Origin of the sequence: Pseudomonas sp. WS 5078, assembly GCF_012985745.1 — a bacterium.
In the GTDB taxonomy this organism is placed as follows: Bacteria; Pseudomonadota; Gammaproteobacteria; order Pseudomonadales; family Pseudomonadaceae; genus Aquipseudomonas; species Aquipseudomonas lundensis_A.
Genome location: NZ_JAAQWX010000001.1, coordinates 333,154 through 348,375, shown reverse-complemented (window position 1 = coordinate 348,375; position 15,222 = coordinate 333,154). Strand labels below are relative to the sequence as shown.

The following is a 15,222-nucleotide window of genomic DNA, read 5'->3' as shown; positions in this document are numbered from 1 at the left end:
AGTAGCTCATTTCATAGCCTGCTATTGAAACTCGGGTATATGCCCATATTGCAAAGAGCACTGGCAGGTTTTGGCGAGCGTCTGAGCCTGCGTCCCACTAGGAGTAGCCGGCTGATGACATCCCTGTCCGATATCAAGTTCTCGACCCTCGATTTGGTGCCTGTGCGCGAAGGCGGCACTGCTGCTCAGTCGCTGCACAATTCGCTGGACTTGGCGCAGCACGTAGAAAAGTTTGGCTACAACCGTTTTTGGGTGGCTGAGCATCACAACATGGATGGCATTGCCAGCTCCGCGACATCGGTGTTGATCGGGTATCTGGCGGGCGGCACGTCGACCATTCGCGTGGGCTCGGGCGGCGTGATGCTGCCAAACCATGCGCCGCTGGTGATCGCCGAGCAGTTCGGCACCCTTGAAAGCCTGTACCCGGGGCGGATTGATCTGGGCCTCGGCCGCGCGCCGGGCTCTGATCAAATGACCGCCCGGGCGTTACGCCGGGAACGCTCCGGCAGCGCCGATGATTTTCCTGAAGATGTGGCGGAGCTGATGCGGTATCTGGGGCCACGTACACCGGATCAGCGGGTGATTGCGATGCCGGGCACGGGTACGAACGTGCCCGTGTGGCTGCTGGGCTCCAGTTTGTTCAGTGCACAACTGGCGGGTGAGCGCGGACTGCCTTACGCGTTCGCCTCCCATTTCGCACCCCGGTTGATGCACGAAGCCATTCGTGTTTACCGCAATCATTTCAAACCCTCGGCAGTGCTCGACACTCCGTATGTGATGCTGGGCGTCCCCTTGGTGGCAGCCGATACCGATGAACAGGCCGAGTACCTGGCCACATCGGTTTACCAGCGCATTCTGGCGTTGATGCGTGGGCAAAGTCTGGTACAGCGTGCGCCGGTCAAGAGCATGGACGGCGTGTGGCTGCCTCACGAAAAAGAGGCGGTGATGAGTTTCCTGGGTCTGGCAATGGTCGGTAGCCCGGAAAAAATCCGCGCCAAGCTTCAGGTACTGGTTGAGCAGACGGGGGCCGACGAGCTGATTTTCACCTGCGATTTGTATGAGCACGCCGACCGTATTCATTCCTATGAGCTGCTGGCGCAGGTGATGAAGCAAGGCTGATACGCGCATCCCGGCGCTATAAATAATGACCACCTGACGGCCTTACCGGGCCTTCAGGCTGGCATGACCTTGTCTTTTTGCGGTCATGCTCATGCCTTCGTCTTTGCACCATCACACCCCGAGCCTCACGGCTTACGATCCCCGCGCCCTGAGTGTGCGTCAGGTGGCGTATCACCGAACCTTGCCCCGCGCGCAGGCCGTGCCCCGTATCAGCAGTCAGATGTGGAGTGCCACGGGTTTGCTGCTGGCGCAATGGGACCCGCGTTTGCACACGCAGCGTCAGCACGCGACCGTTACCGGCTCCAATCAAAACACCCTCTACAGCCTCAGCGGGCAGCCATTGCACAGCCACAGCGTTGACGCGGGCAGTCGCTGGTGGTTGCGCGGATCGGCGGGGCAGGTCTTGCAAAGCCGGGACTCGCGAGGCAGCCAGCTACGTCATGTGTTCGATCGATGGCTCAGGCTGACATCCCGGCATGAACGGGAGGCCGGTGAACCCCGGGAACGTTGTGTGGAAATCCTGACGTATGGTGGCACGACCCCTGAAGATCAGGCTGCCAACCGATCCGGCCGCTTGATACGTCACGATGACCCGTCCGGCACCTTGCGTTATGAGCAGTATTCGTTGAAGGGTCAGCTATTGAAGGAAGCGCGTCAGTTTTGCCAGTCATTGGAACCGGTGGACTGGCCGCAGGCAGAAAGTGGCCGTGATGCGCTGTTGGAAACATCGCGCTTTATAACGGCCTGGCAATACGATGCGTTTGCCTCGGTAATCGGGCAAACCGATGCCAAAGGGCATACTCAGCACCTCTCGTACGGCATCGACGGTCTATTATTTGAGAACGCCCTGACTCTCAAGGGCGAGCGCCGGCAAGTGCTGATGAGTCAGCGCGTGTATAACGCCAGTGCTCAACTGGAATCCGAACGCGCCGCTAATAATGTCAGCACCCTGGCTCAATACGCGGCGCCCGATGGTCGGCTGGAGCGATTACTGGCCTACCGTGAAGCGGAATCAGCAGGTCCTTTGCAAGACTTGGCCTACGAATATGACCGGGTCGGCAACGTCACAAAAATCAGTGACGGAGCCCAGCCGGTGCAGTGGGCGTTCAACGCCCAGGTTGATCCCGTCAGCACCTATGGTTATGACACGCTTTATCAACTGATTTACGCCACCGGCCGTGAGAATGCGAACAACGACGCTACCCGGTTTTTGCCGCCGTGCATGCTGTTCGGTATGAAGGACGACACTGTTTGGCGCAACTACAGACAGGTGTACGCCTACGATGAAGCGGGCAACTTGCTTCAGTTGCGCCACAGCGTGAATACGGGGGGCGGGTACAGGCAGCGAATGGCAGTGGCCGATGCCAGTAACCATGGCGTGCTGCAAGAGGACCCGGGCGTGCCCCCCCCGAAACCGGGGCTGGGAAGGGCGTTCGATATGAATGGCAATCAGCAGGCGTTGTCTGCAGGGCAGGCCTTGCAATGGAGTGTCGCCAATCAACTGCGCAAAGTGACGTTTGTGCAGCGTTCTGATGGCCAAAACGATGACGAGGTCTACCGTTACGACGCCTCGGGGCAGCGTGTGCAAAAAGTGCATACCTCACAGGCAAGCACAATGACGCATACCCGGATGGTTCGGTATTTGCCGGGCCTTGAGATCCGGCATGACAGTGCGACCGGTGAACAATTGAACGTGGTGTGCGTGAGTGCGGGCTTGAGCAGTATCAGGGTGTTGCAATGGGATCAGGGGCGCGCACGCACTGCCCCTGAAACTCAAATACGTTTCAGCCTGGTTGACCTTGTGGGCAGCAGTTCGCTGGAGCTTGATGGGCGAGCGCAGCTCATTACTCAGGAAAGTTACTACCCCTATGGCGCCACTGCCTGGTGGGCGGCCAGGACATCGCTGCAAGCCCGCTACAAAACCATTCGTTACTCAGGCAAGGAAATGGATGCCAGCGGGTTGTATTACTACGGGATGCGTTATTACGCGCCGTGGTTGCAACGCTGGATCAGCCCCGATCCCGCCGGTACCCTGGACGGGTTGAACCGCTACGCGATGGTGTCCAATAACCCGGTTTCCCGGATCGATCTTTATGGTTTGAATGGTGTGTCAGCCGACACCCGGCCAGCACGGGTGCAGGCGATTGATCGTTATCTGCGCGAGAACTTTCCAGCCATTTACCTCAAAGAGCTTGATACGTTTACGTACCGGCACAGCCTTACCCAAGGGCCTCACTCGGACATCATCGGAGCATTGCGAACCCAAGGATTTAACTTCGATGAAATGGATCTATACAACCAGTCGGTGAGCTTGGGTGCGACCAGGCCGGCCAATATCCTTGCAGGTTTGGGTGAGGTGTATATCGCGTCTGCCAATTACTTCAATGAAACGGCACGCTATATGACCAACCCTGCAATCCATCCCGACAACCCTGGTGCCTGGCTGTGGGAGGACATTCCCACAATGTATTCAGCCATGGAACGATCCGATGCCACCACTTTTGACCCAGATGTCTCCGGAATGAGTGACGCGTTAAGTATCGGGCGGGAAAGTGCGGTCACACTGTTCAATCAACATATTCTGCGCAACCCCGGCACCACGGAAACCACCACGTACAGGGGGCAACAGGTGAGTGAATTGGGGTTAAGAGCGCTAGAAGCGCATGCCCAAAACAAGGACATCCTGCGTACCGAGCAATTTATGTCCGTCAGCGACATGATGAGCGTGGCCAAGCGATTTGCATTCGGTACGTACGACACGCGCAAAGTGACGTTGAAACCGGTCATGTTCACCGTAAAAGGCACCAGCGCCATGGAGTTGCTGTCACCGGTCAATGAGGCCGAACGGGTGTATCCGCTCGAATCAACGTTCACCATTAAATCGGCCGGTTTCTCCCAAGCGGTGGTGAAAGCCTATGCCCCGTTCGCGTCCCTTTTTGTGCTGCAGGAAGTCAGCATTCCCGAGTCAACCCGGAAAACACGGGCCTTCATGACCGACCCCCATGGCAGCAGGCGTCACTAGCGCCAGACAAACCGCGGTGACGCGATGTGTCTGCGTCCATCACTTCAAAACGGTGCATCGCCCAGAATGGTGGCGCGGTGCATCACGCGGCGATTCGGACGGTAGTCATCCACGGCGTAGTGCTGGGTCACACGGTTGTCCCAAAAGGCGACGTCGTTTTCCTGCCAGCGCCAGCGAATGGTGTACTCAGGGCGAGTGGCATGGGCAAACAACAGCGTGAGGATGGCATCGCTTTCAGCTTCAGAAAGCTCATTGATGCGTGTGGTAAAGCCCTCGTTGACGAACAACGACTTACGGCCGCTCACTGGGTGTGTGCGAACAACCGGGTGCGACAGGGGCGGGTTGTTTTTGCGCGTCTGGTCCCAGCGTGCAAAGTCTTCCGGGGTCGAGCCAAAGCGCTCCAGCGGGAACGACTTGGTGAAATCGTGGGTCGCCGTCAGCCCGTCCAGCAGCTGCTGCAAGGGTGCGGACAACCCCTCAAACGCTGCAATTCCACTGGCCCACAAGGTGTCGCCACCAAAAGCGGGCAATTGCTTGGCGCTCAACACCGCGCCCATCGCAGGCGTGGGCAAGAAAGTGACGTCGGTGTGCCACACGGCATTGTCGCGCACGTCCGTCACGGCGGTGTCCAGCACCAGCACTTCAGGCTGCTCGGGGATATTCGGGTAAATCGGATGTATATGCAGATCGCCGAAATTGGCCGCGAATCGCGCTTGTTGCTGCGGGTTGATCGACTGATTTTTGAAGAAGATCACTTGATGCTTGAGCAGCGCCTGCTCAATGGCTTCGCGTTGTTCGACGCTCAGCGGCTGAGTCAGGTCAACGCCTTCAATCTGCGCGCCAAGGGCAGTGCTAATCGGGGTAAGGGTCAGGCTCATGGTCATTCTCTTCATCAGCGCGCCGATTGATCAGCGTCGTGTTAGTTCGAAACAGTTAGTGAGCCTGGCCGTGCCACGGCACCAGCTTGCGTTGCAGGGCGCGCAGGCCCATCTCCATGGCAAAGGCGATGATGGCAATTACCAGAATTCCCAGCACCACCACGTCAGTGACCAGAAATTGCGCGGCCGACTGCACCATGAAACCAAGACCGCTGGTGGCGGCGATTAACTCGGCAGCCACCAATGTGGACCAGCCGACGCCCAGGCCAATGCGCACGCCGGTCAGAATGTCGGGCAGGGCGCTGGGCAAGATCACATGCCGAATCAGTTGCCAACGGGTAGCGCCCAGTGACTGCGCGGCACGCACTTTGGCCGGGTCAACATTGCGCACGCCGGTGGCGGTGGCAATTGCAATCGGCGCGAAAATCGCGAGGTAAATCAGCAACACTTTCGACAGCTCACCGATGCCGCACCAGATCACGATCAGCGGCAAGTAAGCCAAAGGAGGGATCGGACGATAGAACTCGATAAGCGGGTCGAAAATCCCCCGCGCAATGCGGTTATGACCAATTGCAATGCCCACCGGAATTGCAGTGAGAATGGCAAAACCCAGGCCCAACCCAATGCGACTCAAGCTCGCACCCAAGTGCTGCCATAAGGTGGAATCCATGTACCCCGAAGTGACCAGCAACCCGCCTTTTTCCAACACCGCAGACGGCGGTGGCAAAAACAGCGGCTCAATCAAACCCGCAGCCGTCACGGCCCACCAGGCAGCGATTAGCGTGAGAAGTGTCAATACGCTGATCCAGCGCGTGCTCAATTGACGTTTGACCGGGCGCTGCGCGTGAGCCACGGCGGTCGGGGAGGCGTCGTTCACCAATTCATAACTGCTCATGCGCGCTCCTGCCGCTGGGCGGCGCCGCGTTGTGAAAACACCCGCTCAAGCACGTGTTCGCGGGTTTCAATGAAACGGGGGTCTGACTTGATGGCGCGGGCGGACTCGCCAGCGGTATAACGCTGACCGAAGTCCAGTGTCAGGCGCTCGACAATGCGGCCCGGATTGGGCGCCAGCAGGATCAGGTCGGTGGCCAGAAACACGGCTTCTTCGATGTCGTGGGTAATCAGAAACACCGGTTTGGCGGTGCGTCGGCACACTTGCAGTAACAGCTCCTGCATTTGCTCGCGGGTGAAGGCGTCGAGGGCGCCAAACGGCTCGTCCATCAGCAGCAGGCGAGGGTCGGCCGCCAAGGCGCGGGCAAGCCCCACGCGCTGTTTCTGACCACCCGATAGCTCCCACACCCGGCGTTTTTCAAAGCCAGACAAATCCACCAGGTCGAGCATTTCGCGGGCGCGGCTTTCGCGTTTATCACGGGCCATGCCTGCCAGTTCAAGACCGAACGCCACGTTGGCCAGCACGTCTTGCCACGGCAGCAACACGTCATCCTGAAATACCACTCCGCGCTCGGCACTTGGGCCATGCACGGGCGCGCCATCCAGGGTGATGCGTCCACCGCTGGGTTCGACAAAGCCTGCAATCAGGTTCAGCAACGATGTTTTGCCGCTGCCCGACGGGCCGAGTGCGACCAGCAGTTGCTGCGGGCCAAGGCTGACGGAAATATCCGACAGTACCGGCTCGGCAGCCCCCGGGTACTGTGCGCTGATGCGCTCCAGTGATAACAAGGCCATGTCGGGCGACTCCTGAAAAAGCGTGAGTTATTGAGCGATGTAGCTGGCGTTCACCGCCGGTGCGTAATCAGGCAGCACGGCGTCCACCTTGCCTTGCTCTTTAAGGAAGGCCGCCGTGTCAGCCAATGCTTTGGTGGTTGGCGCCCCGAGCAAGACCGCCTGATCGGTGGCTAGCGGGTACACATTGCCTTGCAGCAGCAACGGGATATCAGCCGCCTTGGCGCCTGACAGCTTCACCAGCTTGTCGATATTGCTCTGCTTGGCCAGCCAGGCTTTTGGGTCTTTGTGATAGTCGGCATAAGCATCCAGTGTCACTTTGGCGAAGGCTTTGACGACCTCAGGGTGTTTGGCGGCGAAATCTTTGCGCACGATCCACGCATCAAACGTCGGTGCACCGAATTGGCTCAACTCACCCGAGGTGATCAGCACCTTGCCGTTTTCCTTGGCGGTGCCCAGAGCCGGGTCCCACACGTAGGTGGCGTCGATGTCACCTCGCTTCCAGGCGGCAATAATGGCGGGCGGCGCGAGGTTCAGAATCGTCACCTTCGACGGGTCGATATTCCAATGCTTCAACGCGGCCAGCAGGCTGTAGTGGCCTGTCGATACAAACGGCACGGCAACTTTCTTACCGACCAAATCCTGCGGGCTATTAATGCCTGAGCCATCGCGCGCTACCAACGCTTCGGCACCCCCAATCTGGGTGGCAATCAAAAAGGTCTCGACCGGGACGTTACGGGTGATCGCAGCGGTCAACGGGCTTGAGCCCAGGTAGCCGATTTGCACATCGCCCGAAGCGATAGCGGCAATGATGTATGCGCCGTTATCAAATTTGCGCCACTTGATATTGGCGTCGGTGGCTTTCTCGTAGGCGCCGTCTGCCTGAGCAACTTTTGCAGGGTCTACGGTGGTTTGGTAGGCAACAGTGACATCCGTGGCAGCCTGTGCGAAGAAGCTTGCAGTTGCCAGGGACAAAGCAGCCAGAAGGCGTAGGGGAGAATACAGTTTCACGATGAAGCTCCTCGACAGGCGGCCGGATATCGGCAGAAAGCGAGGTTAAATGATCTAAGAATGGCTAAATAAATAACTTTTAAGCATTAGCTTATGAAGTTCTTCCTGCCGCCTTCAGGGCGTCCAATAAAACTGATCCGGTTTTTACACGGGGCACTGACCCGCTCGTCGCCTTAGATGAAAACCGACTTAAAAATTTCATAAATATCTATTTAGAAATTAGACCAAAGGCCGATAGCATCCCTTCACCTGTGCGTAGGAAAAGTCGCTTATATAGCTGTTTGATCTGAGAATTTCAGAAATAATTCTTTTTGGGTTTAACAGAAAGCCATTACCCTACGCACAAATCGCAGAAGACTAGACAAAGGTCGTAGACACGAAAAGTTACGATTGACTTGTCAGTCACTGTCTGGCGCTAATCGCGCATCTGTAGTACCGAGGCGTCAGATCTCGGGCTAAAGAACTACAAAAATTAGAAAAGCAAAGGAGCAAGACAATGAACAAGTCCACCTTGGCCGTGGCTGTGGCCGTAGGTTTGTTGGCACAACAAGCGAACGCTGCCGGCTTCATCGAAGACAGCAAGGCAACGCTGAAACTGCGTAACTTCTACATCAATAACGATAACCGTGATTCGGGCACCCCCAAGAACGCTAGCTACCAAGAAGAATGGGGCCAAGGCTTCCAGTTGGACTTCACCTCGGGTTTTACCCAAGGCACAGTTGGTTTTGGTGTTGACGCTATTGGTCTATTGGGCGTTCGCCTAGATTCCGGGAGAGGCCGCCATGGCAACCCGAGCAGCTCTAGCTACGGCGGTACGGTGTTTCCGACCGACAGCGATGGTCGTGCAGTCAATGACTTCTCCAGCCTGGGCCTGACTGCCAAAGCCAAAATTTCCCAAACCGAACTGCGTTACGGCACGCTCATGCCGAAACTGCCGGTCATCTCTTATAACGATGGTCGTCTGTTGCCACAGACCTTTGAAGGTGGCCAGATTACCTCCAACGAGTTCAAGGATTTGACCCTGATCGGTGGTCAGATCGAGCACGTTAAAGGCCGTAACTCCAGCAACAATGAAGAAATGTCTATCGCAGGAGCGAACAATGCTCGCACTGGCGAGTTCAGCAACAAATTCCTGTATGGCGGGGCTGACTACAAAATCAACAAAGACCTGCTGGTTCAGTATTACTACGGGAATCTGAAAGATTTTTATAAGCAGCACTTTTTAGGTCTTACCCATAATTGGGCTATCGGCCCTGGCGTTTTGAAGTCCGATCTTCGCTACTTCCACAGCACTGACGATGGCAAGAACGGTAGTGATTCTTCCTATTACAGCTCTGGTGATTACCGCGGTTCCAGCGGTGGTCGCGGCAAGGTAGATAACAATCTTTACAGTGGATTATTCCTATACACGGTTGAAGGTCACACCTTCGGTGGCGGCTATCAGGTGAGCAACGGCAGCAGCGACTTTCCATGGCTTAACCAAGGCGACGGTTCGTCCAACTACACCATTACCGACATGCAGATCCAGAAGTTCGCCCGTGCCGGCGAGCGCACCTGGCAAGCACGCTACTCGTACGATTTTGCAAAAGTTGGTATTCCGGGTCTGACAGCGGGCGCGGTTTATCTTCGTGGGGATAACATCGACACAGTGGGCAGCTCTGCCCCTAATGTGGGTAAGGTCACGGGTTCAGGTCGTTCAGAGTGGGAGCGTGATATTACAGTGGCCTACGTCGTGCAAGAAGGTCCGTTGAAAAACGTGGGCGTCATGTGGAAAAACGCGATGTGGCGCAATGACATTCCAGGCCAGCGCGATCAGGACGAAAACCGTTTGATCGTCAGCTACTCGATCCCGTTGCTGTAATTCGGGCGTAGCGCAAAGGTAAGAAAAATCCTGCCCGGCGCAATGCCGGGCAGGGTGTTTACCGAAGACCAAAGCGATCAATTCGCAACACATGAATAGTCGCAGCTCCCTGCCGCTCCCCTTGCCTAAACCTGAGCCCAGAGTGGACCCGGTGCTTTGGCGCGTCCAATGAAACAGTTTTTAATATTCGATACAGACCTACAAACATCGCTCGTTATTCTTTCTGGGTCACTGAGGGGGCAAGACCCGTGACATCCAGCGGCTCAAGGATTAACGGGCACATATTGATCTATCTTTCCGCCCAACCGGGCGATGATCATTGCTAATGAGTCCGCATTCGAGAGGATAATATTCACCCTTTGGGTCGGGTTAGTGATGAACTCATCCTTGGCTTGGTTCAGCGTCGCCTTACCGGTTTGTTTGAGAATGCTGTTTGTCCCCGAATCTGTGATTTGACTGAACAACTCATTGCGCGGTGTCGAATTAGACAGTGTTTTATTGTGCAGGTCGTAGATGATATTAAAGATGGCACGCTCATTGGCAGTGCGTGATTCAAACAGTTCAGGGAAGGGGAAACTAGAGTTTAAGTAAGCGATGTCTTCTGTGTTAACGACTTGATGTGACACTTCATGGATGAGCGTGACCGCGCGCCAGTGATTATCTATGTTAAAAGGCGGGATGGTTTTTTTAATGCCCGTTAAAGGGTCGGGCCCGTAGGGGGAGATAACCGGTTGAAAGAAGTTGTCATCTAAATAGATGTATTTCACCTCGTCCTGCCGATGAACAAAGGCGACGCGCAGGCTCTCGCGAGACGATTTCTTCCCCGAGACATACCGCAATGAAGTCAGAGGGTTCATGGACCGTTTCAATAGGCGGCCAAGAATAGCGGACACTGCAGAGGCGAGTTTATCAATGTGGGCATGGCGCAAATTATTTATGCCCAGGTGATTTTTTAACCATTGGGCCAACGGTGCGTATTGACGGTTGTCTCTGTCGATTTGTTTTAATACTTTGGACGCTTCAGTTAAATAACTGACCGCTGTTTCGTGGGCTAACACAATCGCGGCGGCTTTATCAGGGCGCAAGGCAAACATCAGCGGCATGCCGACAATTTCAATAGGAAAGCTGCTGTCACCAATGGGTTCATGTACTCGCGAGAATACCGGTCCGCCACCCAATAGGGGTTCTCGCAGGTCCAATTCCCAGCGTTGTAACGAGTTGAGTTTTAGCGCGGGGCCTTCGCGCTGCGCGTCAATCTTGATTCGCCAGCGCGGGGCCTTCGCGCTGCGCGTCAATCTTGATTCGCCAGCGCTGGGCAATTAAGTTGACCGGGTACACCTTACCCCTCATGACAATATAGTGATTGTTCGACGTTGTGTTTTGATAAACCCCGGTCGCCCGGTCAAGGCTTAAATCCTTCAATGAGACGGTGTGGTCAATGTAGGGGTCCAACAATGAGATCTGTTCACTGTTGTAACGGGCAATGCTTAATGCAGCGGTTATTCTGTCTTCCGGGCCGCTGACAAGAGGCGGGACAAAAGGTGAAACCCAGGGCGTACCCGTTGGTTTCCTGGAGCGCGTGTAGACCTCAGATGCAACCAACATGAACGCAATAACGAAATCACTGATGGCCTGACCCCAATACCCCTGCTCGCCTGCTTTAATGGCTTCCCTCACCAGCCCGAACGTTTGCAAAATCATGACAGGAATGCTCAATCTGGCCGGTACGTAAGACGGCAGTACGGTAGACATTCCCAACGAAATGAGTTGATTGAACCACTCCGCATCGGACGTCTCGACAATGCCAGTGGGTGTTGCGGCCATTGCCAACAGGAAATCCAGATTTTCACGGTACAGCCGAGGCAGATAATTTTCCAGAATCGGGGCGTTTGAAAGACTGACCGGCCCTTGCGCAATCAGATCGAGACTGGGAATAAAACGTGTGATGAAGGTGACGTGAGGATTACTGAAGCCCCCATTCTCATACTTGCTGCGTTCATATTGAGGCACTCGCTTTAACACTTCTGCCTGAAGCGATTCATGGGTTGTGAGCGCTGCGATTAAACCGGCTTCGTTTTGGAATTCTTTGAACATCATGGACTGACTGTACGTGGTCCATACAATGAGCGGTCCCTGGGTTATGTCTGTGGGGCCGATTAAATACATCCCTTTGACAGGGTCAGGTGTCGCTGAGTCTGAGGCGCATAGTTGCAGGGGGCGGATGATAAGCGGGGTGTCCTGACAAGGAGGTCGCGCCAGGGCGTCGGGAAAGCTCAGAACATGCTCTACATAGCGGTACGCTGTCTCGCTCAATACGCCTGAAAGTTTGCCCATGAATGCACTTTCGAGCGTTTGTGCAGGTAACTGTTGGCTGAACAGCTTGAAGCGCTTCTGATACTCGGGCTGATCAGGGGCTAACGCGTCTTTGAGCAGTGTTTGATAGGCAATGTGTATGTCCAGCGCTAGCAATTTCTCTTTGATGTAAGGCTCATTCAACCCAGGGGGCAATGGGGTGGCATCAGGTGCGCTGAGTTCGATTTTCCCGGGAGGCGCGGCCAGTCCGGTCAACACATAGTCCGTGAGGTTAAACGTTTGAACAGGCGTTTCGCTGGCGGGGGTCGTCACTTTGACAATCCACGAGGGGCCCAGGGTTTTCACGCGGATATGCGTCGAGTCGAGTGCCTGCTGAGGGAAGTCTTTGCTCAGGGTTTCATTGAGCGCCTTACGGGCAAAACCGGTTAAGTCCGGCACACCGTATAAATAATCCTGCTCGCCCTGATAAACCGCCTGGTAACGCTCCAGAATCAGCGCGTATTCATAGTGTTCCTGGGTTGTCGCATCTTTTAAAACAGCGGGCAGCTTCCTTTGGAAAATGGCCGTTTCTACTTCCAATAAAAAACCCGGGATATTAAAGCCTGCGCGAATGCGCTCAAGGTAGGCCTGCATAGCACTCTTGAACGTTTCACTGGAATAGTTGGACTCCATGGCGTTTGCCAGCGTCTGTTGAATATCCGTGGTGTGTTGATCAAGTGATTGTGTGGCGAGGTCTTCAAGGTAATCGCCCGTCAGCAACTCAAATTCAAATAACGGACGTTCCTCGATAAGCAGTCTTTCCCGTTGAGCACTGACAGACGCCCGGTTGAGGCTGTGCATGCAGTTGGTTAATTCAAGATGGTCTATCCGGTGCGCCAAACGAGCACGCAGTGCTTGCTGACATGCCGCGAGGTTTTGAAAGGCTTCGAATCTTCGGCTTGGGGTCCATAAAATGGCGTGGCCAGCGCATTCTGATTGAAGGCCACCGTGTTCGGTGATGACAAAACAATCCGCTAACAGGGCGCTTATTTCCTGAGCGGGTGAATACACAGAGACGCTGTACACATCAGGTGCAAAGTAATAATACGTTTGGCGCTGGTCGCGCTGGCGATGTGCGCTGAGTGCTGAGATGCAGCCTGCATCATGCACCGATAACTGCGTGCTGTAACGGAAGTAGTGATAGCCTTCTCCCCATAATAAGTCGGCTTTAAACTGAGCCATTGTCTTTCTGTTTTGGTGCGTTTGAGGATTCTTATTGTCAGTTAAGCTTTTTTTACAATAAGCGAGCGTATTTAAGTAAAAGTGTTTTCCTTCTATCAGCACAAGGTCATACAGTTTTTTACTTTTGATCTCCGGTATCTTGAATGAGGCGGCGGTATCATCCATGCGCTCGGTAAATGACACATCACGATAGTCAGTAGGGAGTTGATGATAGCGGGTCACATGTTCCAGCAATGTATCAATGATTGAGCGTGACGTGGCAGGCCGGTCTGCAGTTGCTTGGGTTACAACCGTGATCCTGTGCAGGTCAAGCTCACTGCCTTCTTTTTTTCTCCATGCATGAAACAACTGGTGGTAGGCCGCTGATTCCAGAGTGGGCAGCGTGTCTACAAATGCATCAATGCCTTCGCTTAGCGTGGTCAGCTTGTGTTTGATGATGTCGCCTGATTTCATTTCCCGGGTTAAAAAATATTCGCCTGCCTCGATGCCGGTGTCTGCAATTGAGGGTTGGCTGCTCCAGCGTTGAGTCGTATTAAGTTTGGTGAGGGCTGGGTTAATTAGTGCGCGGATATCCAACGCGTCATCTAGTAATGCATGTACATGGCTGGCGGCGTCTGAGAGCGTAAACCCCAGCGGGGGTAAAAAGTGAGTGCTGTACCAATTGCTTAGATAGGTGGTGTCAGAATGCATCTTGCTGAGTAAGGTCTGTGGGAGTCTTTGATACAGGCCACTTGTTTGTGTGATGAAAAGCACTTTAAGTGTTGTGAGGTTATTTAATCGATCCCGGTCTCTATGAAACATGTACCGGGACACGGGGTCCGGCAAGGTGCCTGGGCCTTCTTCAGCCGTGTGTTTAAGTGCTCTGAGCGTCAGCCGCTCTTCAAGGTACTCCAGGAGCTCAGAGGTATTGTCAAACCATTGCAAGCCGGCATCAGTCATGGCACACACTTTGGTATTTTGATCGCCAAGGTGAATGCAGTACCAACCTACGACTTCAAGTAAATAGTCTTGAGGCGTTTCAATAAGCACAGAGGTCAATACCAACGTATCGTCGCTGTGACCATTCGCGTAACGGTATAGCCTGACAAGCTCTGCCTGCGTTACATACCCGAGGTGCCTGGCCTGTAGCAGCTCATTGATGAAGCGGTCTCGCAGGGCGTGTTCTATGTAACTGCCAAGGTCAGAGCGGTCAGGTTTTCCATGTTGCCAGTGCGCCTCAATGGCATTGAATAAATCATTGGCCAGGTTTTTTTTGATTTCCATCAGCCAGCGGATCATGTCGGCTTTATCCTGACTGGCTCGTATCAGCGCATCACCACTGCAGGCCGCAGGGGATGAGAGTTCTATGCCCCATTGCTCGCGTCCTGAATGTTTGCAGTAGTGTGCCAGCACATAATCAACTTCAGGGCTTGTCTCCTGCACCTGTGGCCCGCCGTGGTCAGGGCCGCATAAAGAGTGCTTTTTTTTAGAGTATTCGTATTGTTGTGTCAGGCCAGTTTGAAGCTGAGTACGAGCCACCGATCGAAGTGAAGGGACCTCAGCAAGCGCCTTCAATAAATATTCACTGTCGGCTTGAATGCCAAATTCGTAATAAACGCTGGTCGTTGCGAAGACATCGTCTGCGATCAGACGTCTGCTAAATGATCCTGAAAATTGGCCCCCCCCTAAATGGCGTAGCGGCAAGGGGATACAGGGCAATAAGTCCGAAGCCTGATCGAGAAGGCTGTTAACGAGGTAGAAATTGAGCGTGCTCCAGGAGTCGTATCGACTCACCCCGTGGGCGACCGTAAATAATAAGTAAGCGGTGTTATCAGTGTGGGCTGACGACACGACAAACATGCCTCTTAACTGGGCGGGGTCGTGTCCGGTGCCATTGATCATGATGTTGCTTACGAACACAGGAGCAGGTCCTTGGCTGCGTTCCGATCCGAGCGTCACGGCCACTCTCTTGTACATGTCACGCTCATCGCTCGTTATTTCAACGTCTTCAACTGCCTTATCCAAACTTATTTCATACAGGCTTTTGAGGGCGGTTTCTGAATAAAAAACAGTCGAGTCGGTGTTACTCATATGCGTCACTCCATGCTGTTAATGGCCCTCGTGGGGGGGGTGAA

9 protein-coding genes are annotated in these 15,222 nt (G+C 54.6%); 3 read left to right on the top strand and 6 right to left on the bottom strand.

What is annotated here, in order from left to right; all coding sequences use genetic code 11:
* Nucleotides 1-114 precede the first annotated feature (114 nt).
* Together HBN68_RS01595 and HBN68_RS01590 are read left to right on the top strand one after the other, a co-directional pair.
* On the top strand, nt 115-1,119 hold the full coding sequence (locus HBN68_RS01595) for an LLM class flavin-dependent oxidoreductase (RefSeq protein ID WP_169962313.1): 1,005 nt from the start codon (nt 115-117) through the stop codon (nt 1,117-1,119).
* Nucleotides 1,120-1,210: 91 nt separating this feature from the next.
* Nucleotides 1,211-4,141, top strand: a complete 2,931-nt coding sequence (locus tag HBN68_RS01590; protein WP_169962311.1) for an RHS repeat-associated core domain-containing protein — start codon at nt 1,211-1,213, stop codon at nt 4,139-4,141.
* Nucleotides 4,142-4,185: 44 nt separating this feature from the next.
* Here HBN68_RS01590 and tauD read toward each other — a convergent pair whose 3' ends face one another.
* Genes tauD through tauA form a run of 4 tightly spaced genes read right to left on the bottom strand, consistent with a single transcriptional unit; the run spans nt 4,186 to nt 7,713 of the window.
* Nucleotides 4,186-5,019, bottom strand: coding sequence for a taurine dioxygenase (tauD, locus tag HBN68_RS01585; protein ID WP_094991739.1), 834 nt, complete (start codon nt 5,017-5,019; stop codon nt 4,186-4,188).
* A gap of 55 nt (nt 5,020-5,074) precedes the next feature.
* Nucleotides 5,075-5,914 (bottom strand): taurine ABC transporter permease TauC, encoded by an 840-nt coding sequence (gene tauC / locus HBN68_RS01580; protein WP_169962309.1) that lies wholly within the window; start codon nt 5,912-5,914, stop codon nt 5,075-5,077.
* Nucleotides 5,911-6,705: a taurine ABC transporter ATP-binding subunit gene (tauB, locus tag HBN68_RS01575; RefSeq protein WP_169962307.1), complete on the bottom strand. Its 795-nt coding sequence runs from the start codon at nt 6,703-6,705 to the stop codon at nt 5,911-5,913. Before tauB ends, tauC begins: the two co-directional genes overlap by 4 nt.
* A gap of 27 nt (nt 6,706-6,732) precedes the next feature.
* Nucleotides 6,733-7,713, bottom strand: a complete 981-nt coding sequence (gene tauA, locus HBN68_RS01570; protein ID WP_169962305.1) for a taurine ABC transporter substrate-binding protein — start codon at nt 7,711-7,713, stop codon at nt 6,733-6,735.
* Nucleotides 7,714-8,209: 496 nt separating this feature from the next.
* Between tauA and HBN68_RS01565 the strand changes: the two genes are divergently transcribed.
* Entirely contained in the window at nt 8,210-9,574 is a 1,365-nt protein-coding gene (locus HBN68_RS01565) for an OprD family porin (protein WP_169962302.1), read from the top strand.
* A gap of 263 nt (nt 9,575-9,837) precedes the next feature.
* On the opposite strand, the gene HBN68_RS01560 is transcribed toward HBN68_RS01565, so the two are convergent.
* Nucleotides 9,838-10,869, bottom strand: a complete 1,032-nt coding sequence (locus tag HBN68_RS01560; RefSeq protein ID WP_169962300.1) for a hypothetical protein — start codon at nt 10,867-10,869, stop codon at nt 9,838-9,840.
* Nucleotides 10,826-15,178, bottom strand: coding sequence for a DUF6543 domain-containing protein (locus HBN68_RS01555; RefSeq protein WP_169962298.1), 4,353 nt, complete (start codon nt 15,176-15,178; stop codon nt 10,826-10,828). Before HBN68_RS01555 ends, HBN68_RS01560 begins: the two co-directional genes overlap by 44 nt.
* Between the last annotated feature and the right edge of the window lie 44 nt (nt 15,179-15,222).

Coding starts and splice junctions, on each gene's coding strand:
- HBN68_RS01595 (WP_169962313.1), top strand. CDS start 115: ATGACATCCCTGTCCGATATCAAGTTCTCGACCCTCGATTTGGTGCCT.
- HBN68_RS01590 (WP_169962311.1), top strand. CDS start 1,211: ATGCCTTCGTCTTTGCACCATCACACCCCGAGCCTCACGGCTTACGAT.
- tauD (WP_094991739.1), bottom strand. CDS start 5,019: ATGAGCCTGACCCTTACCCCGATTAGCACTGCCCTTGGCGCGCAGATT.
- tauC (WP_169962309.1), bottom strand. CDS start 5,914: ATGAGCAGTTATGAATTGGTGAACGACGCCTCCCCGACCGCCGTGGCT.
- tauB (WP_169962307.1), bottom strand. CDS start 6,705: ATGGCCTTGTTATCACTGGAGCGCATCAGCGCACAGTACCCGGGGGCT.
- HBN68_RS01565 (WP_169962302.1), top strand. CDS start 8,210: ATGAACAAGTCCACCTTGGCCGTGGCTGTGGCCGTAGGTTTGTTGGCA.
- HBN68_RS01555 (WP_169962298.1), bottom strand. CDS start 15,178: ATGAGTAACACCGACTCGACTGTTTTTTATTCAGAAACCGCCCTCAAA.